Genomic DNA, 22,710 nt, shown 5'->3' with positions numbered 1-22,710 from the left:
CATTACCTTGGACCCGCCCTATGTCTCTTTCCTTTCGCCAATCCGACATTCTGGAAATTGCCAGCTCTGAGGGGCGCGTCACTGTTGAGGGGCTAGCCGAACGATTTGGCGTTACTGTTCAAACGATCCGACGCGATCTGACGGAGCTGGCGGATGCGGGCAAGCTTGACCGGGTCCACGGCGGTGCAGTTTTGCGGTCTGGCGTCTCAAATATCGGTTATGAAGACCGCCGTGCCCTGAATGCGGATGCCAAAACCAGCATCGCGAAAGCCTGCGCCCTGGATATTCCGGATGGGGCGTCGATCTTCATGAATATCGGCACATCGACCGAGGCCGTGGCACGGCAACTGCTGAACCACAAGAACCTGATGGTCGTGACGAACAATATGAATGTCGCCAACATTCTGATTGAAAACCCAGACTGCGAAATCGTGATGGCAGGTGGCGTGCTTCGACGGGCTGACGGCGGGTTGATCGGAAATTTGACCGTCTCGACGATCCGGCAATTCAAGTTCGATCTGGCCGTTATCGGATGCTCGGCCCTAGATAGCGACGGTGATCTTCTGGATTTCGATTTTCAGGAGGTTCAGGTCAGCCAAACCATTATCGCACAGGCGCGTCGTACCTGTTTGGTCGCTGATCAATCAAAATTCCAACGCTCTGCTCCGGCTCGGATCGCCTCGCTCAGCGAGATCGACAGTTTCTATACCGATAAGCACCTGCCCCACGAACTTGGTCAAAAATGCGTAGACTGGAATACGGCGCTGCACATTGCCGATTGACGTAATTTATCCGTGTCTTTTCCCGACCTGTTCTTGCCAGACGGGTATTGGCCTGACAGTATCGCCACAAAGTGATCATTGCAGGGATGGGGAGCCTGGGCGGTGATGCACCCGAGTCAGGTTTTTCTGCCAAGCCCGGTACCAAAACACGCCGACCGATCCCCAGAAAACAACCAGCGGGACCCGCACCCCGGCAGGAGGCAATATGGGACTATTGGGCCAGCCTTTGGGCTATTACGACTACCTGACATTTGTAGCATTGATCCTGCTGCTTGCAGCAGTGATGGCAGTTTTCTTGTTCCTGATGGGGCTTCCGGGACGGATCGCAATCAAACGCAATCACCCGCACGCAGAAGCTGTCAAGATCATGGGATGGATGGGATTTCTGGCTGTTGTGCCTTGGGTTCACGCCTTTATGTGGGCGTTTCACGATGGTGTCACCGTCGACATGCGCCGTGGTCCGGACGAAGAGAAAGACGCCATTCGCGATGAAATCAAACGTCTGGGCGGCAAGGTAAAGCCGGAATACCAAGATCGTCTGGACACAGACGATACCCAGCAAGGCTAAGACCGAAGGAAAGCAAGACCTATGTTCGTCGCCCTTGGCATCACTCTTTTCTACATCATTTTTGTCTGGCTCATTTTCTTCAAGCTGGAATTGCTGAAATTCAACATTGCCTGGGGCATCGTCTCGTTCTGGGTGGGTGCACACCTGCTGTTGATCTTTCTTGTGGCTTTGCGCTTCTTTCAGCCTTTTTCGGCAGACAGCCATGTGGTGCGTTCAACGATACAGATCGTACCTAAACTGACGCAGCCCACAATTTTGACCGAGGTGCTGGTTGAGCCGAACACTCAAGTGACCAAGGGTGACCCGCTGTATCGTTTCGATGATACGGTGTTTTCGCTGGCGGTGGACAATGCCAAGGCGCAACTGGTCGCGGCCGAGCAGAACGCGAAAATTCTGGAACAGGATGTCATCGCCAAAACCGAAGCTGTTGAGCGGGCGAATGCGCAACTGGCCTATGCCATAACGGAACAGGCCCGGTACGAAAATCTGGTCCCTGCCGGCGGCGCACGACAGGACGAGCTGGACCGTTGGAACGAGCAAGTCGCCGAAGATCAAGCCGGAGTGAAACAGGCCGAGGCCAATCTGAACAAGGCACAGCTGGCGCTGGAATCGCAGATCGACGGTGTGAATACCGGCATTCTTCAGGCGCAGGCGCAGCTCTCCGAAGCTGAGTATTTCCTCGAAAACACAACGATTTATGCCCCTGAAAACGGAATGATCGTCTCGCAGCAGGCGCGCCCGGGGCTTGTCGTTGGTGATATTCGTTTGGGCGCGATTGCCAGTTTCGTAACCGAGGACAACCCCTATCTCCTTGCCACATTCCGCCAGCAGAACCTGAAGTTTGTTGAGCCGGGGCAAGAGGTTGAAGTGGCGCTTGACCTTTATCCCGGTGAAATCCTGACCGGCAAAGTCGAGGCGATCTGGTGGGCGACAAGGCAAGGACAGTACATCCCGTCTGGGCGCCTGCCCGGTTTTGAATTGCCCAAACTGCCCGGTCGGATCGCTGTACAGATCACGGTCGATTTGCCCGAAGGGCATACGTTTCCCGCAGGTGGCCACGCGGCCGTGGCAATTTACACGGGCATGGGAAAAAGCTTTGAATTCCTGAGGCGCATCAACATCCGCCTCTATTCCTTCGCCAACTTCATCCGACCGCTGGATATCTGAGGATGCGCGCCATGACACTCCGCCGGTTTCTGGGAACTGCCCTTTGCGCTGCTACTCTGGTGGCTTGTGCACCAGTGGGACCGGATTTCGTGCGCCCGAACTCTCCGGTCGTGAAGCAATGGATCGAAGTGAACAACCCCAGCACCGGCCAAAGCGGCCTGACATCGCGCAGCGCACCCGTGGTGAAATGGTGGGAGACGTTCAATGACCCCACCCTCAACAGGCTGATTGCCGAAGCTTACGCGCAAAACCTGACCCTTCAGGTCGCGGGGGCACGCGTGTTGCAGGCCCGTGCGCAGTTAGGCATCGCATTTGGTGAGCTTTACCCGCAATCCCAAGCCATTGGCGGGTCGTTGCAGCGACGGCAGATCAGCGACAATCTTGGACCCATTGCCGATATCAACCGCATCATTCCGCTGGATACCGAATTCTCGACCTCGCAAGTCGGCTTCGATGCCCAGTGGGAGTTGGACGTCTGGGGCGCACAGCGGCGCGGGGTGCAGGCCGCGCGGTCTAATCTGGCACTTCAGGTGGCCAATTACGACGACGCGCTGGTGACACTGACCGGGGATGTGGCTGCTTTGTACGTCAATATCCGCGCGTTACAGGAATCCTTGGCAGTCGCCCGCGAAAACATCAAGTTGCAGCAAGACTCTGCGGACCTGACCCAATTGCGTTTCAACAATGGAGTCACGACTGAGCTGGATGTTCAGGAATCCACCGCACTTCTCAACAACACCAAAGCTTTGGTGCCCGAGCTGGAAAGTGACCTGCAACAGACCAAAAACGCCCTGGCCGTGCTGCTGGGTGTCACGCCGTCCCGGATGACCAGCTTGTTGGGGAACTCGGGCCGCATCCCGTCCGCGCGGACAAATGTGGCTGTGGGTGTACCCGCCGAACTTCTGCGCCGCCGCCCGGATGTGCGGGCCGCGGAACTGGCTGCTGCGACGCAATCGGCGCAGGTGGGCATCGCGATGGCGGATCTGTATCCGCAATTCGTGCTGTCCGGCTCGATTGGCCTACAGGCTTCGGGCGGACGCGACCTGTTCAGCGGCAACAGCACCACCGGTCTGGCCAGCGCTGGCGTGGTCTGGAACGTGCTGAACTATGGCCGCATCAAGAACAATGTCCGCGCACAGGATGCCGCCTATCAAGCGCTGATCGCCAATTACCAGAACACCGTTTTAACCGCGTATTCCGAGGTTGAAAGCGCCATGGTCGCCTATACGCAGGCACGTAAACAGGTTGGATTCTATCAGCAAAGCGTCGACGCTTCGCGCAAGGCAGCTGAGATTGCGGTCAGTCAGTACACGGACGGCATCGCCAGCTATTCGCGTATTCTGAACACGCAAACCGCGTTGTTACGCTCACAAGCCAATCTGATCGAAGCGCGTCAGCAAGTATCCAGCAATCTGGTCGCGGTGTACAAGGGGTTGGGCGGCGGTTGGCAAATCCGTCAAAATCAGGAGTTTCTGCCCGAGACCGTGTTGGCCGAAATGGCCTATCGCACCGATTGGGGGGATCTGCTGCAGAAAACCCCAACCGGTGCCAGCCTGAACTGATCCTACTTTGTCAGACCGCGCAGCCCGCCTGAGATCAGGATATTGACCTCATAAAGGATACGCGGCGCGGCCAACCCGCCGGGGCTGGCCAGATAATTCGGGCTCCATTCCGGGTCAAACTTCTGCTTGAAGCTGCGCAAGCCTTCGAAATGATAAAACTGTTCGCCGTGCTCATAAACGAACCCTCCGATCCGGTTCCAGAGCGAGGCATGTTGCCGGTTTTCTATGCCTGAAAACGGCGCAGCCCCCAGCGAGAACCAGTGAAAGCCCTGTTCCGAGCCCCACACCATCATCTCGGCAAACATAGCGTCCATGACAAAGCTGGGGCTGTCAGGCTCATAGCGCATCAGGTCCAGCGACAGTTCGGATTTGTTGCCGCCTTGGAACAGGTTGGCGAACGCCTTGATCTTACCTGTGTTTCCGTCGCGCAATACCGCATGGTCGAAATAAGACAGGTACTGATCGTCAAAGCCCCCAAGCGCAAATCCTTTTTCGGCACCGGCCTTTTGCTCGAGCCAATGATCTGAAATCTCGCGCAATTCTGGCAATACCGGTGCCAGTTTTTCCTTTGGGATAATCTCAAACACATAGCCTTCCCGCTCGGCCCTGTTCTTGGCCTGCCGGAACCGCTTGCGCGACTTTCCGTCCAGCGAGAAATCTTGCAACGGCACGCGCGCGACCTCACCTATTTTCAGGATCGACAGACCCAGGTCCAGAAAGGTTGGCAGATATTTGGTCGATACACTGTAGAACGCACACAGCTTTCCTTCACGATCCGCCATTTCCCGAAGCTGCCAGATCAATTGGCGGCCTGCGACCTCGTCCCCTACTGGCTCCCCTTTTGAGATCACCGCGTTGCCCGTATCGGCATAAGCAATGAAGGCCGTTTTATCCGGTGAAATCAGAAACTGCTTGTCGCCGGTCAGCGAGATCTGGGACTCGGTATCCTCGCTCTCCATCACCAGCCGTTCTACAACCTCGGGGATTTCGGTGCGTTGTGGTGTTGGAATTTCGCGTCCGAACAGAGAGTTCACGGCCACAACGCCGACGATCACAGCCACAACAAGGCTCGAGCGTAAGAACCGCGAGGCGTTGCCATTCCAGGCAAACTCCCACCACAGGGCGTTTTGGTATTCGACATGGGAATAAGCAAATAGCCCGATCCAGAAAATGACCGCCAGCAACACAACAACACTGATCAGCCATGGGATATTCAGGCGAAAGATCGAAGCGCCGCTGACTCTGTAAAACGCACCACGGAACAGGGCCAAAACACCTATCGTCCCCAACATCGACACCGCTTCGTGCGTGTCCAAACCCTTGGCAAGGGACGCGAAGAAGCCCGCCGCCATCAACAACATCGCCACCACCCACGCGCGGTAGAGCTTGCGGAACAAGCCGCGCGAAACCAGCAAAAGCAGAACTCCGATGGCGCTGCCTACCAGATGCGAGGCTTCAACAAAGGACAGCGGCAAAACATCCTTCAAAACGCCAAGGTTCTGTGACCCAGCAGGCAGCGCCCCTGACACCAGCAGGATCACCCCGGCCACCGCTGCCACACCGGCCGCAACAATCGGCACCATTGGTCGGATCGCGCGGTACACCCAGGTTGCAGCCCCGCTGATCCGGCGGCGTTGTGTCAGTGCCGACGCCACAGCAATTGACAGGCTGGCAATGGTGAATGGCAGAAAAGTATAAACCACACGATACAACAACAGCGCGGCAATAACGTCGGATCGTCCCGATGCCCCAAGCCCGGCAATCAGTGTCGCCTCGAAAACGCCAATCCCCCCCGGTGCGTGGCTGAGGATACCTACAGCGATAGCGGCGATAAAGATCGTGAAAAAATACGGGTAGCCAACGCCCAGATCGTCCGGCATCAGGACATACAGCACCATGGATGCGCCGAACAGATCGCCAATCGCGGCCAGCGTCAGAAGGCTTGCGAGTTTTCCGCCCGGCAGGTTGAACCCCACACCGGCCAATGAAAACCGCCGTCCACCGGTGGACAACCAGATGAAGAGGACAAGCAGCCCACCCAGCAGACACAGCCCGATGGCGGTTTCCACTGTTGCGCTGACCGGTACCACCTTCGAGATGCCGTCGGGATGAAAGGTCAATAACAGACCCACTATCAGAACCAGACCCATCCAGAACGCCACCCAAGAGGTCGCAATCACCCCGGCTACGCGCCCCAGATCCAGACCAAGCGATGCATAGATCCGATACCGGATCGCGGTTCCGGTTATGTAAGAAAAACCGAGGCAATTTGATACAGCATAACCGCTGGCTCCTGCCATTCCGGCCACCGGCAAGGGCACTTTGCCATCAGCCACGCTCTGTACAGCGAACACGTCGTAAAGTGACAAGGAAAAGAAACTGAACGCCGTCCAGCACAGTGCAATGAACATCAGTTTCCAAGACGTCGCCGAAATGTCGTTCTGCACATCCGACCATTTCACATGAGCCGACAACTCGTGCAAAACCGTCAGGGCAATGCCTGTTACGACAATGGGTATCGCAATGCGCAGCCAAGGCTTCTCCAGAATCGCCGTAATACGTTCTGCCCATTGCAAGGCGAGCGGTTCGTCAGATTTCTGCGAAGTGGTCATGCTGCACGTCCCTGCCCGTCTGCAAATCCAATCGATCCAGCGATTGCTTTGTCATATTTTGCCCAGAAACACTGGCACAAATTGTTTTCATCTCAAAGCACTAGAGCCGCCCCTTTCGCGTGGATAACAACAGATTCGTCTCGGATCGTGTGATACCGTCAAAGCGGCGGATCTGAAACAGAACCTCATCCAGCTCGGCCAGGGTTTCGGCAGAGATCTCGGCTATCAGATCCCAACTGCCATTGGTCGAATGCACTGCTGTCACCTGCCGCAAGGCCGCTATACGCGCCATGACACGTTCTGTCCCGCGCCCTTCAATCTCCAGCATCATCAAACCGCGCACCGGACTTTGCGCCAGATCCCGTCGGGTGAGAACAGTGAAGCCGACAATTTCTCCGGACTGTTTCAGCCGCTGCAACCTGCTGCGCACCGTGGTGCGCGTCACGCCGAGCGTTTCTGACAGCTCAGACAGGCTGGCGCGCGCATCACGTTGCAACGCATTGAGCAATCGATTGTCCAAATCGTCCATATCTTTTTCTCATTAAGGACTTTCTTGACCCATTTTGAGCATTTTGCTGCCTTCACGCAAGACACTCTGCCAGCCTAAATGAGCATATGGACATGAAAACTATCATATTGGTGGGCGTCCCCATGGACGCCGGAAAACGCCGTCAGGGATGCCGGATGGGCCCGGACGCTTATCGTGTGGCCGGGCTGCAAGAGGCTTTGACCGATCTTGGCCATTCCGTTCAGGACCAGGGTGACGTGACCCCGGAAGAGACCGGCCTGACCGACCACCCTCACCTCTTTTCTTTGCCCGAATGTGTGGGCTGGACCCGCGCTCTCAGCACGACCGCGCAGGCGGCCGCGCGTCAGGGCGTACCTATTTTCATGGGCGGCGATCATGCATTGTCCATGGGCACCGTCGCCGGGATGGCCGCATATGCGGCACAGGTCGAAAGGCCGCTGTTTGTGCTGTGGTTGGACGCCCATAGCGACTTTCACACACCAGACAGCACAGGCAGCGGCAACTTGCACGGAACACCGGTGGCCTATTTTACGGGCAGACCCGGTTTTGATGCCTTCCCCCTTCTGTCAGCCACGGTCCCAACGGACCGCGTTGGAATGATCGGCCTGCGCTCTGTCGATCCGGCTGAACGTTCAGCACTCGAGCAAGACCACGCCATGCTGGCCGACATGCGCAGTATTGATGAGCATGGGATAAAGGCACCTCTGCTGGCCTTTCTGGACCGCGTGCGCGCCGAAAATGCCCTGCTGCATGTCTCGCTGGATGTTGACTTCCTCGATCCCGCCATAGCGCCCGCCGTTGGCACAACGGTTCCTGGCGGGGCAACCGAGCGCGAAGCCCATTTGGTGATGGAATTGCTGCATGAAAGCGGACTGGTCAGTTCCTTGGATCTTGTTGAATTGAACCCGTTTCTGGATGAACGGGGTCGCACCGCCAAACTTATGGTCGATCTGGCCGCCTCACTTATGGGCCGCCGCATCTTTGACCGCCCCACCCGGAGTTTCTGATGCTGTCGCTGCAAGCACCCTCTGCTGCTGTCATGATCCGGCCTCATGCTTTTGCGTCCAACCCGGAAACACGCGATGACAATGCGTTTCAAACACTTAGCGGCACCTCTGCCAACGCTACCTCTGCAGCGGCCAGGGATGAGCATGATCAGGCCGTACGGCAGTTACGGGACGCAGGCATTACCGTACATGTATTTGACGATTTCGGCGACCTGAACACGCCCGACAGCGTATTTCCAAATAACTGGTTTTCAACGCATCCCGGCGGTCATATCGCGATATACCCAATGTTTGTTCCTTCTCGCCGCCGCGAACGCCGAACCGATGTCATTGAACTGCTCAAACAAAAGTACCGCGTTCAGGACGTCATAGATTATTCCGGACTGGAGCAAGACAACCTTGCGCTGGAAGGGACAGGTGCGATGGTGTTGGATCACGTTGGGCGTATCGCCTACACGGTTACGTCCAACCGCGCTGACCCAGTCTTGTTGGAACGGTTTTGCACACATTTTAACTATGAGCCGATTGCATTCGAAGCCCGCGACGCCACAGGCCGAGACGTTTATCACACCAATGTATTGATGGGCATCGGGACCCAGTATGCTTTGATCTGCCTCGACATGATTCCTGACCCTGATCGGCGCGCAACTGTTCGTGACCGGTTAGAGGAATCTGGGCGAACCGTGATTGACCTGACACACAAACAAATTGCTGAGTTTGCAGGCAACGCGATTGAGTTGACAGGGCGCGACGGATTGGTGCTCGCGTTGTCGAGCAGAGCGCTTGCTGCCCTTACCCCGGATCAAGTCGTTACAATTCGGGAAAGCGCAACACCCTTGCCACTTTCCGTTCCAACAATCGAAACAGCCGGTGGTTCGGTTCGCTGCATGATCGCAGGCGTCCACCTTTCCCGCCGATAGGAGAAAGCACTATGCAACCATCCGACAAGGCCCTGGTGCCGTTTGTATCCGTCGACAACATGATGCGATTGGTTCATCACATCGGCGTCGAGCAAATGATCACGCAAATCGCCGCACAGATCGAAGCTGATTTCAAACGGTGGGAGAGTTTTGACAAAACCCCCCGTATTCCGGCGCATTCACCGCACGGTGTGATCGAATTGATGCCGACCTCCGATGGTGAGGCTTATGGCTTCAAATACGTGAATGGCCATCCCAAGAATACCTCAGAAGGTTTGCAAACGGTCACGGCCTTTGGTCTGTTGGCAGATGTTTATACTGGCTATCCAACCCTGCTAACCGAGATGACGCTGTTGACCGCCCTGCGCACAGCGGCAACCTCGGCATTGGTTGGGCGCTATCTCGCCCCAACAAACGCCACCACGATGGCGATGATCGGCAATGGCGCGCAGTCTGAATTCCAGTGTATGGCCTTTAAGGCAATGTGCGGGATCAGTACCGTCCGGCTCTACGATACTGACCCGAACGCAACCGTAAAATGTTCGAAAAACCTGCGGGGCAAGGGTTTGACTGTTGTTCCCTGCACCACGCCCGAAGACGCCATCGAAGGCGCCCAGATCATCACCACCTGCACCGCAGACAAGAAATACGCCACGATCCTGACCGATAACATGGTCGGCCCCGGTGTTCACATCAATGCCATCGGTGGCGACTGTCCGGGCAAAACAGAACTGCATCGCGACATCCTGCTCCGCTCAGACATTTTCGTTGAATACCCGGAACAGACCCGTATCGAAGGAGAAATTCAGGCCCTGGACGCGGATCATCCGGTGACCGAGATGTGGCAGGTCATCACTGGCGCGGCCAAAGGGCGTGTCGATGATCGTCAGATTACGTTGTTTGACAGCGTAGGTTTCGCAATCGAAGACTTCTCGGCCCTGCGCTATGTAAAGCAAGCGATCGAAGGCACAGGTTTTTTTGAGCCTTTGGACATGCTGGCCGATCCCGATGATCCGCGCGATCTGTTCGGAATGCTGATGCGGGCCGGGTAAGGCGTTGTCATGGGGGCTCTGCCCCCGCCGCGCTACGCGCGCCTCCCCCGAGGTATTTTCAGCCAGATGAAGATCAGATCCCTTGCTTCATCTGGCCATAAATACCTCGGAGCGCGAGGCAGAGCCTCGCTTCCCTGCTAACCCGCAAGCGACGGCAGGTAGAGCACAATCCCTGGGAATGCCACAAGCAATGCAATCGTCATCGCATCGGCGATGAAAAACGGTGTCACGCCTTTGAACACGTCCTGAACGCTCAGGTCCGGGCGCACCCCGGCCACGACAAAGCAGTTCAGCCCAATGGGCGGCGTGATCAGGCAGAACTCGGCCATCTTGACCACCAAAATACCAAACCAGATGGCGCACATCGGGCCAGACATGCCAAAGGCGCTCTCGGCTGCGCTGACGGTCTCACCTCCGTTCAGGGCCATGACCGCTGGATAGACGACGGGCAAGGTCAGCAGCAGCATCCCAATTGCGTCCATGAACATGCCCAGTACTGCATAGGCCAGAAGGATGCAGATCAGGATCATCATCGGGGACATCTCAAGCCCGGTAATCCAGTCGGAAAATGCGCCGGGGAGGTCTGCGAAGCCCAGAAACCGCACGTAGATCAAAACACCCCAGATGATCGAAAAGATCATCGCCGTCAGTTTGGCAGTTTCCAAAAGCGCGGATTTGAATTCCTTCCAGCGCATTCCGTGAAACAGGGCGAAACAGAACACAATGAAGGCCCCGATTGCGCCGCCTTCCGTAGGGGTGCCCCAGGCTTTGTCTCCGAACGGGTTGTAGACAAAGCAAATGATGATCAGGATCACAGCCACAATTGGTATAGCACCAGGCAAAGCGGAGAAACGCTCTTTCCAGGTGAAGCCTGTAACTGGTGGACCTACGGTTTTGAAGATCACTGCAATCCCGACAATCAGCAGGCCATAAATGATTGCGGAAAACGCGCCCGGGATGAATCCGGCCAACAGCAGCTTGCCCACGTCCTGCTCGACTATGATGGCGTAGATCACCAGAATGGCCGAGGGCGGGATGAGCGAGGCCAGCGTGCCACCAGCAGCGACAACACCCGCTGCAAAGCGTTTGTTATAGCCCACTTTCAGCATCTCTGGAATCGCGATGCGGGCAAAGACGGCAGAAGTGGCAACCGACGCCCCGGATACGGCGGCAAAACCAGCCGTTGCGAAAATCGTAGACACGGCAAGCCCGCCCGGAACCCAGGCCACCCAACGTTTGGCGGCTTCGAACAAGGCGCGCGTCAGGCCCGCGTAGTAGGCCAGGTATCCAATCAGGATGAAGGTTGGGATCAGGCTGAGCGTATGCGCTGCAACCTTGGAATGCGGAACCTGCCCCGCGGTCTTGACCGCAACCGTCAAGGCTTTGCCAAACCGGTCCGGGTCATAGCCAAACTTGGCCCAGAATATCCAAACAAGCCCAACCAAACCCGCAAGCCCTGCTGCGAAAGCCACCCGCATACCGGCAACAACCAGAACCAGCAGACCGCCTGTGACCCAGAGGCCAATATCAATCGTGTCCATGTTCTAGTCCTGCCCTTCGAACTGCTCGGCCTCAGCCGCCGCTTGAGCCGCAGCATCCTGAAGGAGCGGCACCGCAACAGGGGTCTCGAGCCCCAGCACAAATGCACGCCCATAGCCCCACACCTGAAGCACCAGCCGTGCGCACAGCACTGAAAAGGCGACGGGTGCCAACAGCTTGGCAGGCCACAGAGGAATACCGATGTCGATGGAACTGTCCCTGCTCCAAAGCGGCGCACCAAAATCGAAAGATCGGTCGAAGTGGGACCAGCTGCCCCAAACCAGTGCAAGCATCAACACCAGGATCAGAAGGACCGAGATCAGCTCGAACAGCCACAAAGCCCGACCGTGAAGCCGCGAGATGACGATGTCCATGCGGATATGCCCACCATCACGCTGCACGAATGAGATGCCCAGAAAGGCAATCAAAGGCATCGCCTGTTCGATCCAGTCGACATAACCGGGCAACGGCGCATTCAAAGCGTTGCGCCCGCTGACGGAGACCACGGCCAATACCATCAGACCAAAAACCGCCAGGCCGCTGATTAATGCAAGAAAACGTTCAAGCTTTAACAAATGCCGGTCCAGCTGGCTCAGACGGCTTCCGTCTTCCAGCACCGTGGCCTGTCCTGCCATTCCGGTCGTTCCTTGTTATTTGAGAGAGAACCGGGCACCCAACGGGGCACCCGGCTTAAAGGATCAGTTACCGCCGCGCTGTTGCTGCAGCGTGGATTGAACCAGATCATACAGATCTTGAGCCGGCAGCCCCTGATCCGACATATCCGCAATCCACTTTTCCCGGATCGGATCTGCGGCCTTGGTGCGGAATTCCTCGATCACGGCGTCGTCAATCATGACCTTCTGCACGCCTTTTTCTTCAAGGACGCTGTCCCACTGTTCCAGTAGGCCGCCGTAGTTTGCCAGATAGTGATCAATCGCCTCGTCAATTGAGCTATCCAGCGCTTCGCGATGCTCGGCAGGCAGCGCTTCGTAGGCGTCGATATTCACAACCACAGGACAGTTCACCGTGCCGGGGTTTAGGTTGGCCGTCCACCAATCGGCCTCATTGATCGTGCCAAAAGACAGATGCGCGTGCTGGGCGAAGGCCACTGTGTCCACAACACCCGATTCCATCGCGTTGAAGGCTTCGGTCGCGGGGACCGAAGTCGGCACACCGCCCACTGCCTCAAAGGCCTGGCCCAACCCACCAGTTGCACGAACCCGCATTCCATCGAATTCCGCCAACTGATCACGGGGTTCGCCCGTGCCCACGATATTATACTGGGGCATAGGTGAGGTCATGATGATGCGGGCATTCCACTGCGCCATCTCATCCTTGACTGCTGGATGGTCGTACACCGCGTGGCTGACAGCGACCTCTTCTTCAAGGTTGTTCACACCAAGGAACGGCAGTTCCAGCACAGTGATCGCCCGGTTTTTGTCGCGGTGATAGCCAGCGCAGAACTGAGCCATCTCGAAAGCACCGATTTCGATTCCGTCCAGGTTTTCGCGTGGCTTGGACAAGCCTCCGTAGCTGACGTTGATCGTGAAGTCCCCGCCGGTCTTCTCACTGACCAGTTCCGCGAGCTTTTCGACATGTTCGGTGAACGCGCGGCGCTTGCCCCATACAGAAGCGTTCCACTCGGTCGCGGCAGCTTCGCTAACGAACGCAAAGCTCAGGGCGGCAACGGCGGCACCGCTCAACATCTTATTCATGATTTTCTCTCCCTTTGACGCGCCTCTTCCCGAAGCGCTTGCAAAAGAAGCTAGCGCCAACATTGGGATGTGCCAACCCTGACGGTCGCGCTGATGCACTGTGCAGACATCGAGAATAGGTTGAAGCCAGGTCGGACGTCCCTGTTTCAGCATAAAACAACCGAAAGTAGCTGTTACAATTAACACCCTGTTTCACATACTTTTTTACAAACATTGGCCGCATAATTTACAAATATGAAATACGGATTAAAATTTCTTTACAAACAAATTCAAAGATTACGGCAATTTATTTATTTATTTTCCAAAGCCGGTAATACTTCGATTGGGGAGGAACGGGATCGACTTTGCTGAACTATCAGGCAAAAACGACCCAACGTAATCCAGTCCAGAGGGAGGAGCCTCAACGATGACTACCGCTGCCCAGGCAGATGCCAAGACATATCCGCCATCCGCAGAAACCGTCGCCCGTGCGCATGTCGATGCTGCAAAATATGCCAACATGTACGCAGCCTCGATCAGTGACCCAGACACGTTCTGGGGCGAGCAAGGCAAGCGCGTCGACTGGATCAAGCCGTTCTCAACGGTAAAGGATGTCAATTACGACTTCGGTTCGGTCAAGATCAACTGGTATGCCGATGGCACACTAAACGTCTCGGCCAACTGCCTTGACCGTCACCTGAAGACCCGTGGCGATCAAACCGCGATCATCTGGGAGCCGGACGATCCAAATGATCCGGCGCAGCATATTTCATATGCCGAACTGCACCGTCGCACCTGCCGGATGGCCAATATCTTGGAATCGCTGGGGGTTCGGAAGGGTGACCGCGTTGTCATCTATCTGCCGATGATCCCCGAGGCCGCCTATGCCATGCTGGCCTGCGCCCGGATCGGTGCCATCCATTCAATCGTTTTCGCAGGCTTCTCGCCCGACGCTCTGGCGGCGCGGGTCAATGGCTGTGACGCCAAGGTTGTCATCACTGCTGATGAAGCGCCCCGCGGAGGTCGCAAGACACCGCTGAAGTCCAACGCGGATGCGGCCCTGCTGCACTGCAAAGACAGTGTGAAATGTCTGGTGGTCAAGCGCACCGGTGGTCAGACCACCTGGATCGACGGGCGCGACTTTGACTACAACGAAATGGCCCTTGAGGCAGATGACTACTGCGCACCCGCCGAGATGAGCGCCGAAGATCCGCTGTTCATTCTTTATACATCCGGTTCGACCGGACAGCCCAAGGGCGTTGTGCACACCACCGGCGGCTATCTGGTTTATGCCTCGATGACGCATGAGATCACCTTCGATTACCACGAAGGCGACGTGTACTGGTGCACCGCAGACGTCGGCTGGGTCACCGGACACAGCTATATCGTCTATGGCCCGCTGGCCAACGGTGCGACCACGCTGATGTTCGAAGGCGTTCCGACCTTCCCAGATGCTTCGCGCTTTTGGCAGGTCTGTGAAAAGCACAAGGTCAACCAATTCTACACCGCACCAACTGCGATCCGTGCTCTGATGGGTCAAGGCAATGAGTTCGTTGAGAAATGCGACCTCAGCGATCTGCGCACACTGGGCACCGTGGGTGAGCCGATCAACCCCGAAGCCTGGAACTGGTACAATGACGTCGTCGGCAAGGGCAAATGCCCGATCGTTGACACATGGTGGCAAACGGAAACCGGCGGTCACTTGATGACCCCCCTGCCCGGTGCCCATGCAATGAAGCCCGGCTCAGCCATGAAGCCGTTCTTTGGCATTGAGCCCGTAGTTCTGGACCCGCAGTCGGGCGTTGAGATCGAAGGCAATGGCGTCGAAGGCGTTCTTTGCATCAAAGACAGCTGGCCCGGTCAGATGCGCACCGTCTGGGGCGATCATGAACGGTTTGAGAAGACCTATTTCTCGGACTACAAAGGCTACTACTTCACAGGTGACGGCTGCCGTCGCGATGAAGACGGCGATTACTGGATCACAGGGCGCGTAGATGACGTGATCAACGTGTCCGGTCACCGCATGGGCACGGCCGAGGTCGAAAGCGCGCTGGTGGCTCATGCTGCTGTCGCTGAAGCTGCTGTTGTGGGCTATCCTCATGAAATCAAAGGACAAGGCATCTATTGCTATGTCACTTTGATGAATGACCGCGAGCCTTCGGACGAGCTGTTGAAAGAGCTGCGCACCTGGGTCCGCACGGAAATCGGCCCAATTGCCTCGCCGGACGTGATCCAGTGGGCCCCTGGCCTGCCCAAAACACGTTCGGGCAAGATCATGCGCCGTATCCTGCGCAAGATTGCCGAGAACGACTTTGGCAGCCTGGGTGACACGTCGACGCTCGCCGATCCGTCGGTGGTCGAAGACCTGATCGAAAACCGTGCGAACAAGTGAGGATGTGATGGACGCTGCCACGCTCACCACTCCCGCCGTTCTGATCCTTCTCGGCCCTCCCGGCGCCGGGAAGGGCACACAGGCGCGAATGCTAGAAGAAAAGTTCGGGCTGGTTCAACTTAGCACCGGCGACCTGCTGCGCGAGGCCGTTGCGGCCGGTACAGAAGCTGGCCTTGCCGCCAAAGCCGTCATGGAAGCGGGCGATCTGGTCAGTGACGACATCGTCATCGCCATCCTGCGTGACCGCATGGCGCAACCAGATTGCGCCAAGGGTGTCATTCTGGACGGCTTTCCGCGCACAACGGTTCAGGCCGAAGCGCTGGACGAACTGCTCGCGTCGAACAATCAGAAGATCAACGCCGCAATCAGTCTTGAGGTCGAAGACGCCGAAATGGTGATCCGTATCTCGGGCCGCTACACCTGCGCCGGTTGTGGCGAAGGTTACCACGACACATTCAAGAAGCCTGCCGAAGACGGCAAATGCGACAAGTGTGGTCACACTGAATTCAAGCGCCGCGCCGATGACAATGCCGAAACCGTGGCGTCACGGTTGGCAGCCTATCACGCGCAGACCGCGCCGCTGATCACCTACTACGAAAGCCATGGCGTGCTGCAACGCACCAATGCCATGGGCAAGATTGAAGACATCGCCCGCGACCTGGAGGAGATCGTCAGCGGCGCGATGAAGTAAGGGGAGGAGATCGGCCGCAAGGCCTTGATCTTTAAAGGAATACTTCAATGAACCGCCTTGGCGGAACAGAGAAGTTTTGCCGGGCGTCACGGGGCGTTTGGTAACATCGAGAAGCGGTCCGCGTCACTGGAGGAATTGGGCACGGGCCGCCCAACGAGGAAGCGAAGGAGGAACCCGCGATGGCGGATCATTCAACAAACTCCGCGCAGGTGTCCGAAGCCGATAAGGGCTATTGGCAAGCAAACCTGCGCCTCATTTACATCAGCCTCATCATCTGGGCGCTGGTGTCGTTTGGATTCGGCATTCTGCTGCGTCCGTTGCTGTCGGGGATCGCCGTCGGCGGAACCGATCTGGGCTTTTGGTTCGCACAACAGGGATCGATCCTGGTCTTTCTGGTGCTGATCTTCAACTACGCCTGGCGCATGAACAAGCTGGACGCCGAATTCGGCGTAGACGAAGAATAAGGGAGAGCGGGGACAATGGATCAGTTTACCATCAACCTGCTGTTTGTTGGCGCGTCCTTTGCGCTATACATCGGCATCGCGATCTGGGCCCGCGCGGGTTCCACATCAGAATTCTACGCCGCCGGTCGCGGCGTTCACCCGGTCACCAACGGTATGGCGACAGCGGCGGACTGGATGTCTGCGGCCTCGTTCATTTCGATGGCGGGCCTGATTGCCTTTACCGGCTATGACAACTCGACCTTCCTGATGGGTTGGACCGGTGGCTACGTGCTGCTGGCTCTGCTGCTTGCGCCTTACCTTCGTAAGTTCGGCAAATACACCGTCTCGGAATTCATCGGCGACCGTTTCTACAGCCAGACCGCGCGCGTTGTTGCTGTGATCTGTCTGATCGTTGCGTCGGTGACTTACGTGATCGGTCAGATGACCGGTGTGGGCGTGGCTTTTGGCCGCTTCCTTGAGGTATCCAACACCTCCGGTCTGCTGATCGGCGCTTGTGTGGTCTTTGCATACGCGGTGTTTGGCGGGATGAAAGGTGTGACCTACACTCAGGTTGCTCAGTACTGCGTGCTGATCACAGCCTACACCATCCCGGCGATCTTCATCTCGCTGCAGTTGACCGGCACGCCGATCCCTGCTCTGGGTCTGTTTGGTGACACCGCCAGCGGTGAGCCCCTGCTGACCAAGCTGGACGCGATCGTGACCGAGCTGGGCTTCAACGAGTACACAGCACACCATTCGAACACGCTGAACATGGTTCTGTTCACGCTGTCGCTGATGATCGGTACCGCCGGTCTGCCGCACGTGATCATGCGCTTCTTCACCGTGCCGAAAGTGTCTGACGCACGTTGGTCGGCTGGCTGGACTCTGGTCTTCATCGCCCTGCTGTACCTGACCGCCCCTGCGGTTGGCGCAATGGCACGTCTGAACATCACCGACATGATGTGGCCCAATGGTGGCATCGACGGTGGCGCTGTTTCGGTCGAGGAAATCGACACCGATCCGCGCTATGACTGGATGAAAACCTGGCAGAAAACCGGTCTTCTGGATTGGGAAGACAAGAACGGTGACGGCAAGATCCAGTACTACAACGACAAGTCCGAAGCCATGACCGCAATCGCGGAAGAAAAAGGCTGGGTTGGAAACGAACTGACGAAGTTCAACCGTGACATCCTGGTTCTGGCCAACCCCGAAATCGCCAACCTTCCGGGTTGGGTGATCGGTCTGGTCGCGGCAGGTGGTCTTGCGGCTGCTCTGTCAACCGCTGCGGGCCTGTTGCTGGCGATCTCGTCGGCTGTGTCCCACGACCTTGTCAAAGGTGCGATCAATCCGAACATCTCTGAAAAGGGTGAACTGCTGGCTGCACGTATCGCAATGGCCGTCGCCATCGTTGTTGCAACCTACTTGGGTCTGAACCCACCCGGATTTGCGGCGCAAACCGTGGCCCTGGCGTTCGGTCTGGCGGCAGCCTCGATCTTCCCGGCGTTGATGATGGGGATCTTCTCGACCCGCATCAACAACACCGGCGCGGTTGCAGGTATGCTGGCTGGTCTGGTTGTGACCCTGGTCTACATCTTCCTGCACAAGGGCTGGTTGTTCATTCCGGGCACCAACTCGTTCACCGATGCTGACCCGCTGCTGGGTCCGATCAAGTCGACCTCGTTCGGTGCAATCGGTGCGATGATCAACTTTGCGACTGCCTACGTTGTTGCAGGCATGACCAAAGAGACTCCGCAGGAGATCAAGGATCTGGTCGAAAGCGTACGCATTCCCCGTGGTGCGGGCGCAGCTCAGAACAAATGAGCTTGATGCGGTCGTTGGTTCTTGCCTTCGACCGCGTCTTTCGATCCACTGTTCCCGCCCAGCACATCACTGGGCGGGATTTTTTAACCAGAACACCGGAGACGACACATGCCCCTGTCCCATGACGAAATAGCCCGGTTTCTGAAATCCGTTCACCCCTATGACGCGTTGCCTGCCGACGCCCTGGATCAGATCGTCAAACAGATCGAGGTCTGGGAAATTGAGGAAGACGCCTCAGTCTACGAGCTAGGCCACAAGTTACCCGGGGTGTTCGTGATCTATGAAGGACAGGTCGAAATTACTGATGAGAACGGTGCCATCGTCTCTCATCTTGGATTGCGCAATTCCTTTGGCGAAAGGGGCTTGCTGAAAGACGGCAAAGCCGCCACCAAAGCCCGCGCGCATACGCCCTCGGTCCTAATGGTTCTGCCACCGGATCTGGTGCGGAGTTTGATCGATAACCACGATGTAGTGGCAAAGTTCTTTGACCGCACACGTGGCGACCGCAGTGGTCCGCAAAGCCTGGCCACAAGCTCGATTGATGTGCTGATGGCGCATAATCCGGCCACCTGCCCCGCTGACACGTCGGTTCAGGACGCCGCGCGGATTATGCGTGACAAACATATCTCGTCGCTTTGCATCACGGACGGTGAAAGCTTGCAGGGCATTGCGACCCTGCGGGACATCTCGGGCAAATACGTTGCAGACGGCCTGCCCGCCTCTACGCCCATTTCTGAAATCATGACCGCAAACCCGGTTACATTGTCGCCCAGCGATATCGGATCGGATGTGCTGCACATCATGATGGAGCGTGGCATCGGCCATATCCCGATTTCCGAGGGCGGTCGTTTGGTTGGGATCGTGACCCAGACCGATCTGACCCATTATCAGGCGGTCAACTCGGCCGAGTTGGTGCGCCGTATCGCGCAGGCTGATACCGCCGAAGAAATGGCACGCGTGACCGAAGAAATCCCGCAGCTTCTTGTGCAACTGGTTGCTGGCGGAAACCGGCACGAAATTGTCACGCGTCTGATAACTGATATCGCGGATACGGTCACGCGCCGCCTGCTGGCACTCGGCGAAGCGGAACTGGGCCCAGCTCCGGTGCCCTATCTGTGGCTTGCATGTGGGTCTCAGGGACGGCAGGAACAAACGGGCGTATCGGATCAGGACAATTGTCTGATGCTGGATGACAGCGTGACCGACGCAGACATGGCCTATTTCACGCAACTCGCCAAATTCGTCTCGGACGGGTTGGACGTTTGCGGGTATTTCTACTGTCCCGGCGACATGATGGCGACCAATCCGCGCTGGTGCCAGCCGGTGCGCGTCTGGCGCGACTATTTCAAGGGCTGGATCGCCAAGCCAAGCCCCGAAGCGCAAATGCTGGCGTCGGTCATGTTCGACCTGCGCCCCATCGGCGGCACGTTTGAGTTGTTTGCCGACCTGCAGGCCGACACTCTGGCAGCGGCCAGAGCAAACTCGATCTTTGTCGCGCACATGATTTCGAACTCGTTGAAACATACGCCGCCTCTGGGTCTGCTGCGCGGATTTGCAACGATCCGCTCGGGCGAACATCGCAACACGCTGGATCTTAAACACAACGGGGTCGTCCCAATCGTTGATCTGGCACGGATCTACGCACTGCAAGGTGAGTTACCCGAGGCCAACACGCGGGCCCGCCTGAAAGCGGCCGAGGTCAGCGGTGTCCTTAGTCCGTCTGGCGCGCGGGATCTGCTGGACGCATATGACCTGATCGCTGAAACCCGGCTGGAGCATCAGGTTCGGCTGGTCAAATCAGGTGAAAAACCCGACAATTATCTGCCCCCATCCGATCTTTCGGACTTTGAGCGAAGTCATCTACGCGATGCGTTTGTTGTGGTAAAAACGATGCAATCGGCGGTTGGCCACGGCAAAGGTATGCTGGGCTAAGACCCCCAAGTACGGAGAGACCCCATGTTTCTGGAATTGATCGGCACTATCTTTGCGGGCTTCGCGTTTGCGGGCGTCGTGCTTGTGCTGAACAAGCTGACCGGTGGTCGCTTGCCGAAATGGACCACTCCGGTTGCGGCAGGTCTGGGCATGATCGGCATGACCATTGCCAGCGAGTATTCATGGTATGACCGCACCCGCGATCAACTGCCTGACGAAATGGCCATTGTGCACGAGATCGAAAGCCGCGCCTTCTATCGTCCCTGGACCTACGCAGTGCCTTTTGTAGACCGTTTCTCGGCCATCGACACACAATCGGTCCGAACCAATGATCAGGTTCCCGATCAACGGCTGGTCGACCTGTATCTGTTCGGGCGTTGGGCCCCTGTCACGCATTTGCCTGTGGCCGTCAATTGTGCCGAAAACAGTCGCGCGAACCTTGTAGACGGGGCTGAATTTGCCGACGACGGTCGCCTGATCAACGCAAGCTGGTACCGGGCTGAGGGCACCGATCCGATTATCGAGACCACCTGCGGGGTCTGATCATGCTCACCAAATTGAGCCTGAGGCTCAGGATTTTTCTGTTCTTCTGTTTGCTGGCGTTGGGGGGAATTGCGATCAGCGCAATCGCCCTTTGGATCACCTATGCCCGCGCCGAGAACCCCGAACTTCTGGACGCTTTCATTTTTGCCGAAATCCTGATCGGGTTTGGCTTGCTGGCTCTGATTGCCGGCGTATGGCTGTTGTTTGACGACAATGTTGCCAAGCCGATCGAACGCCTTTCGGCCCAATTGCGCGCACGCGCACATGCCGGGGTCAGCACGGATCTGGACATGCAGGCAGCGCGTTATCTCGGCGATCTGGCCCCGGCAGCAGCCGGACTGGCGGAACAAGTGGCCTCAAATGCGATGCGAACTGCCGAAGCTGTAGCCTCGGAAACCGCCCATCTGGCGGCTGAGAAACAACGCCTTACCGCCCTGCTAACCGAGATTCCGGTCGCGATGTTGCTGGCCAGCCCAAAACACCAGATTGTGCTTTATGACGGTCAGGCCGCCGAGGTTTTGGCCCAGATCGCACATCCCCGCCTGAATGCGTCACTTTTTGAATACCTCGAAACCACGGGCCTCACGGATGCCTATGCCAAACTGTGCAAAACCGGCAAGGACGTTTATTGCACCCTATCCAGTGTGGATGGCCGACAGACCTATTCCGCCCGGATGAAACCGCTTGGGGACGCGCCCGGTTATATGTTGGTCTTCGAAGACAGCGCCGCCCAGATTTCCCCGGACGAAGCACGCCCGCTGGTTTACGATTTCGAACTTCTCGACACACCGGGCGACGACGCGTTCGAGAATCGCACCTTGTCCGACCTGTGTTTCGTGGTCTTCGATACGGAAACAACCGGGCTGTTGCCGCACAAAGATGAAATCGTACAGATCGGCGCGGTGCGCGTACTGAACGGCAGGATCGTTCAGGGCGAGCATCTGGACATGCTGGTGGATCCGGGCATTCCGATACCACCTGCGTCGACTAAAGTGCACAAGGTCAGTGACCGTATGGTTCAGGGAGCGCCCGACATCACTGAGGCCGGACGCGTATTTCACCAATTTGCACGCGATGCCGTGATCGTGGCGCATAACGCGCCCTTCGACATGGCGTTCCTGCGTCGTCACGCTCAGCGCATGGAAGTCGAGTGGGATCACCCGATCCTCGACACCGTTTTGCTGTCTGCCGTTCTGTTCGGAGCCAGCGACACGCATACGCTGGACGCGCTGTGCGAACGGCTGGAAATCACGATCCCCGAGGCGCTGCGCCATACGGCGCTCGGCGATGCAGTTGCCACGGCAGAAGCGCTGATCAAGATGCTGCCGATCCTACAGGCGCGTGGTTTTACCACCTTTGGCGAAGTCATAATGGAAACCCGAAAACACGGGCGTTTGCTGGAAGACCTGAACTGACAGTTTAAATTGCAAGCAACAGTCAGCTTTTCATAGACAAA

The 22,710-nt window shown here is 57.1% G+C and carries 19 protein-coding genes; 14 read left to right on the top strand and 5 right to left on the bottom strand.

All coding sequences use genetic code 11. The features are described from left to right. Nucleotides 1-20 precede the first annotated feature (20 nt). From GS636_RS00410 to GS636_RS00395, 4 genes are all read left to right on the top strand, one after another. Entirely contained in the window at nt 21-782 is a 762-nt protein-coding gene (locus tag GS636_RS00410; RefSeq protein WP_171089564.1) for a DeoR/GlpR family DNA-binding transcription regulator, read from the top strand. A gap of 205 nt (nt 783-987) precedes the next feature. Beyond that, nucleotides 988-1,350: a DUF3302 domain-containing protein gene (locus GS636_RS00405; protein WP_171182848.1), complete on the top strand. Its 363-nt coding sequence runs from the start codon at nt 988-990 to the stop codon at nt 1,348-1,350. A 21-nt stretch (nt 1,351-1,371) separates the two neighbouring features. Then, the gene (locus tag GS636_RS00400; RefSeq protein ID WP_171668072.1) at nt 1,372-2,517 is read left to right on the top strand and encodes an HlyD family secretion protein; all 1,146 of its coding nucleotides are present in this window, start codon (nt 1,372-1,374) and stop codon (nt 2,515-2,517) included. Between the two features lie 11 nt (nt 2,518-2,528). After that, on the top strand, nt 2,529-4,079 hold the full coding sequence (locus GS636_RS00395; RefSeq protein WP_253746386.1) for an efflux transporter outer membrane subunit: 1,551 nt from the start codon (nt 2,529-2,531) through the stop codon (nt 4,077-4,079). 2 nt (nt 4,080-4,081) lie between these two features. Here GS636_RS00395 and mprF read toward each other — a convergent pair whose 3' ends face one another. Then, nucleotides 4,082-6,691, bottom strand: coding sequence for a bifunctional lysylphosphatidylglycerol flippase/synthetase MprF (mprF, locus tag GS636_RS00390; protein WP_171668071.1), 2,610 nt, complete (start codon nt 6,689-6,691; stop codon nt 4,082-4,084). Nucleotides 6,692-6,791: 100 nt separating this feature from the next. Then, the gene (locus GS636_RS00385) at nt 6,792-7,220 is read right to left on the bottom strand and encodes an Lrp/AsnC family transcriptional regulator (RefSeq protein ID WP_171089554.1); all 429 of its coding nucleotides are present in this window, start codon (nt 7,218-7,220) and stop codon (nt 6,792-6,794) included. 86 nt (nt 7,221-7,306) lie between these two features. Here GS636_RS00385 and rocF point away from each other — a divergent pair, with 86 nt between their 5' ends. The 3 genes from rocF to GS636_RS00370 are packed head-to-tail and all read left to right on the top strand — an operon-like array spanning nt 7,307 to nt 10,199. Beyond that, nucleotides 7,307-8,227, top strand: a complete 921-nt coding sequence (gene rocF, locus GS636_RS00380; protein ID WP_171668070.1) for an arginase — start codon at nt 7,307-7,309, stop codon at nt 8,225-8,227. Continuing rightward, nucleotides 8,227-9,147: a citrulline utilization hydrolase CtlX gene (gene ctlX, locus GS636_RS00375; RefSeq protein WP_171182838.1), complete on the top strand. Its 921-nt coding sequence runs from the start codon at nt 8,227-8,229 to the stop codon at nt 9,145-9,147. Before rocF ends, ctlX begins: the two co-directional genes overlap by 1 nt. 11 nt (nt 9,148-9,158) lie before the next feature. Continuing rightward, nucleotides 9,159-10,199 (top strand): ornithine cyclodeaminase, encoded by a 1,041-nt coding sequence (locus tag GS636_RS00370; RefSeq protein ID WP_171668069.1) that lies wholly within the window; start codon nt 9,159-9,161, stop codon nt 10,197-10,199. A 137-nt stretch (nt 10,200-10,336) separates the two neighbouring features. On the opposite strand, the gene GS636_RS00365 is transcribed toward GS636_RS00370, so the two are convergent. From GS636_RS00365 to dctP, 3 genes are all read right to left on the bottom strand, one after another. After that, nucleotides 10,337-11,740: a TRAP transporter large permease gene (locus tag GS636_RS00365; RefSeq protein ID WP_171668068.1), complete on the bottom strand. Its 1,404-nt coding sequence runs from the start codon at nt 11,738-11,740 to the stop codon at nt 10,337-10,339. 3 nt (nt 11,741-11,743) lie between these two features. After that, nucleotides 11,744-12,373, bottom strand: coding sequence for a TRAP transporter small permease (locus tag GS636_RS00360; protein WP_171089546.1), 630 nt, complete (start codon nt 12,371-12,373; stop codon nt 11,744-11,746). Between the two features lie 63 nt (nt 12,374-12,436). Further along, nucleotides 12,437-13,453: a TRAP transporter substrate-binding protein DctP gene (gene dctP, locus GS636_RS00355; protein ID WP_171668067.1), complete on the bottom strand. Its 1,017-nt coding sequence runs from the start codon at nt 13,451-13,453 to the stop codon at nt 12,437-12,439. Nucleotides 13,454-13,859: 406 nt separating this feature from the next. Between dctP and acs the strand changes: the two genes are divergently transcribed. The 7 genes from acs to GS636_RS00320 all read left to right on the top strand — a co-directional run bounded on the left by acs (nt 13,860) and on the right by GS636_RS00320 (nt 22,669). After that, nucleotides 13,860-15,824 (top strand): acetate--CoA ligase, encoded by a 1,965-nt coding sequence (acs, locus tag GS636_RS00350; protein ID WP_171668066.1) that lies wholly within the window; start codon nt 13,860-13,862, stop codon nt 15,822-15,824. Between the two features lie 7 nt (nt 15,825-15,831). Then, entirely contained in the window at nt 15,832-16,515 is a 684-nt protein-coding gene (locus GS636_RS00345) for an adenylate kinase (protein WP_171091139.1), read from the top strand. A gap of 179 nt (nt 16,516-16,694) precedes the next feature. Beyond that, nucleotides 16,695-16,979 (top strand): DUF4212 domain-containing protein, encoded by a 285-nt coding sequence (locus GS636_RS00340; protein WP_171668065.1) that lies wholly within the window; start codon nt 16,695-16,697, stop codon nt 16,977-16,979. Nucleotides 16,980-16,994: 15 nt separating this feature from the next. After that, nucleotides 16,995-18,779: a sodium:solute symporter family protein gene (locus tag GS636_RS00335; RefSeq protein ID WP_171668064.1), complete on the top strand. Its 1,785-nt coding sequence runs from the start codon at nt 16,995-16,997 to the stop codon at nt 18,777-18,779. 108 nt (nt 18,780-18,887) lie between these two features. Beyond that, nucleotides 18,888-20,711 carry a putative nucleotidyltransferase substrate binding domain-containing protein gene (locus tag GS636_RS00330; protein WP_171668063.1) on the top strand — a complete coding sequence of 608 codons (1,824 nt, stop codon included), beginning with the start codon at nt 18,888-18,890 and terminating at the stop codon, nt 20,709-20,711. Between the two features lie 24 nt (nt 20,712-20,735). Continuing rightward, a complete protein-coding gene (locus GS636_RS00325) occupies nt 20,736-21,254 on the top strand; it encodes a hypothetical protein (protein ID WP_171089533.1) in 519 nt (172 codons plus the stop codon). Between the two features lie 2 nt (nt 21,255-21,256). After that, nucleotides 21,257-22,669, top strand: coding sequence for an exonuclease domain-containing protein (locus GS636_RS00320; RefSeq protein ID WP_171668062.1), 1,413 nt, complete (start codon nt 21,257-21,259; stop codon nt 22,667-22,669). Nucleotides 22,670-22,710: the final 41 nt, after the last annotated feature.

This window comes from Ruegeria sp. HKCCD4884 (genome assembly GCF_013110855.1).
Lineage (GTDB): Bacteria > Pseudomonadota > Alphaproteobacteria > Rhodobacterales > Rhodobacteraceae > Ruegeria.
Note: the sequence above shows the minus strand (reverse complement) of the source record. Positions and strands in the feature narration are given on the sequence as shown.

Excerpts from the sequence above, each read along its gene's own strand:
- ctlX (WP_171182838.1), top strand. The coding sequence starts at position 8,227 with ATGCTGTCGCTGCAAGCACCCTCTGCTGCTGTCATGATCCGGCCTCAT.
- GS636_RS00325 (WP_171089533.1), top strand. The coding sequence starts at position 20,736 with ATGTTTCTGGAATTGATCGGCACTATCTTTGCGGGCTTCGCGTTTGCG.
- GS636_RS00405 (WP_171182848.1), top strand. The coding sequence starts at position 988 with ATGGGACTATTGGGCCAGCCTTTGGGCTATTACGACTACCTGACATTT.
- GS636_RS00400 (WP_171668072.1), top strand. The coding sequence starts at position 1,372 with ATGTTCGTCGCCCTTGGCATCACTCTTTTCTACATCATTTTTGTCTGG.
- GS636_RS00345 (WP_171091139.1), top strand. The coding sequence starts at position 15,832 with ATGGACGCTGCCACGCTCACCACTCCCGCCGTTCTGATCCTTCTCGGC.
- GS636_RS00335 (WP_171668064.1), top strand. The coding sequence starts at position 16,995 with ATGGATCAGTTTACCATCAACCTGCTGTTTGTTGGCGCGTCCTTTGCG.
- GS636_RS00330 (WP_171668063.1), top strand. The coding sequence starts at position 18,888 with ATGCCCCTGTCCCATGACGAAATAGCCCGGTTTCTGAAATCCGTTCAC.
- GS636_RS00340 (WP_171668065.1), top strand. The coding sequence starts at position 16,695 with ATGGCGGATCATTCAACAAACTCCGCGCAGGTGTCCGAAGCCGATAAG.
- GS636_RS00320 (WP_171668062.1), top strand. The coding sequence starts at position 21,257 with ATGCTCACCAAATTGAGCCTGAGGCTCAGGATTTTTCTGTTCTTCTGT.
- GS636_RS00385 (WP_171089554.1), bottom strand. The coding sequence starts at position 7,220 with ATGGACGATTTGGACAATCGATTGCTCAATGCGTTGCAACGTGATGCG.
- rocF (WP_171668070.1), top strand. The coding sequence starts at position 7,307 with ATGGACATGAAAACTATCATATTGGTGGGCGTCCCCATGGACGCCGGA.
- GS636_RS00410 (WP_171089564.1), top strand. The coding sequence starts at position 21 with ATGTCTCTTTCCTTTCGCCAATCCGACATTCTGGAAATTGCCAGCTCT.
- GS636_RS00395 (WP_253746386.1), top strand. The coding sequence starts at position 2,529 with ATGACACTCCGCCGGTTTCTGGGAACTGCCCTTTGCGCTGCTACTCTG.
- acs (WP_171668066.1), top strand. The coding sequence starts at position 13,860 with ATGACTACCGCTGCCCAGGCAGATGCCAAGACATATCCGCCATCCGCA.
- dctP (WP_171668067.1), bottom strand. The coding sequence starts at position 13,453 with ATGAATAAGATGTTGAGCGGTGCCGCCGTTGCCGCCCTGAGCTTTGCG.
- GS636_RS00370 (WP_171668069.1), top strand. The coding sequence starts at position 9,159 with ATGCAACCATCCGACAAGGCCCTGGTGCCGTTTGTATCCGTCGACAAC.
- mprF (WP_171668071.1), bottom strand. The coding sequence starts at position 6,691 with ATGACCACTTCGCAGAAATCTGACGAACCGCTCGCCTTGCAATGGGCA.
- GS636_RS00360 (WP_171089546.1), bottom strand. The coding sequence starts at position 12,373 with ATGGCAGGACAGGCCACGGTGCTGGAAGACGGAAGCCGTCTGAGCCAG.
- GS636_RS00365 (WP_171668068.1), bottom strand. The coding sequence starts at position 11,740 with ATGGACACGATTGATATTGGCCTCTGGGTCACAGGCGGTCTGCTGGTT.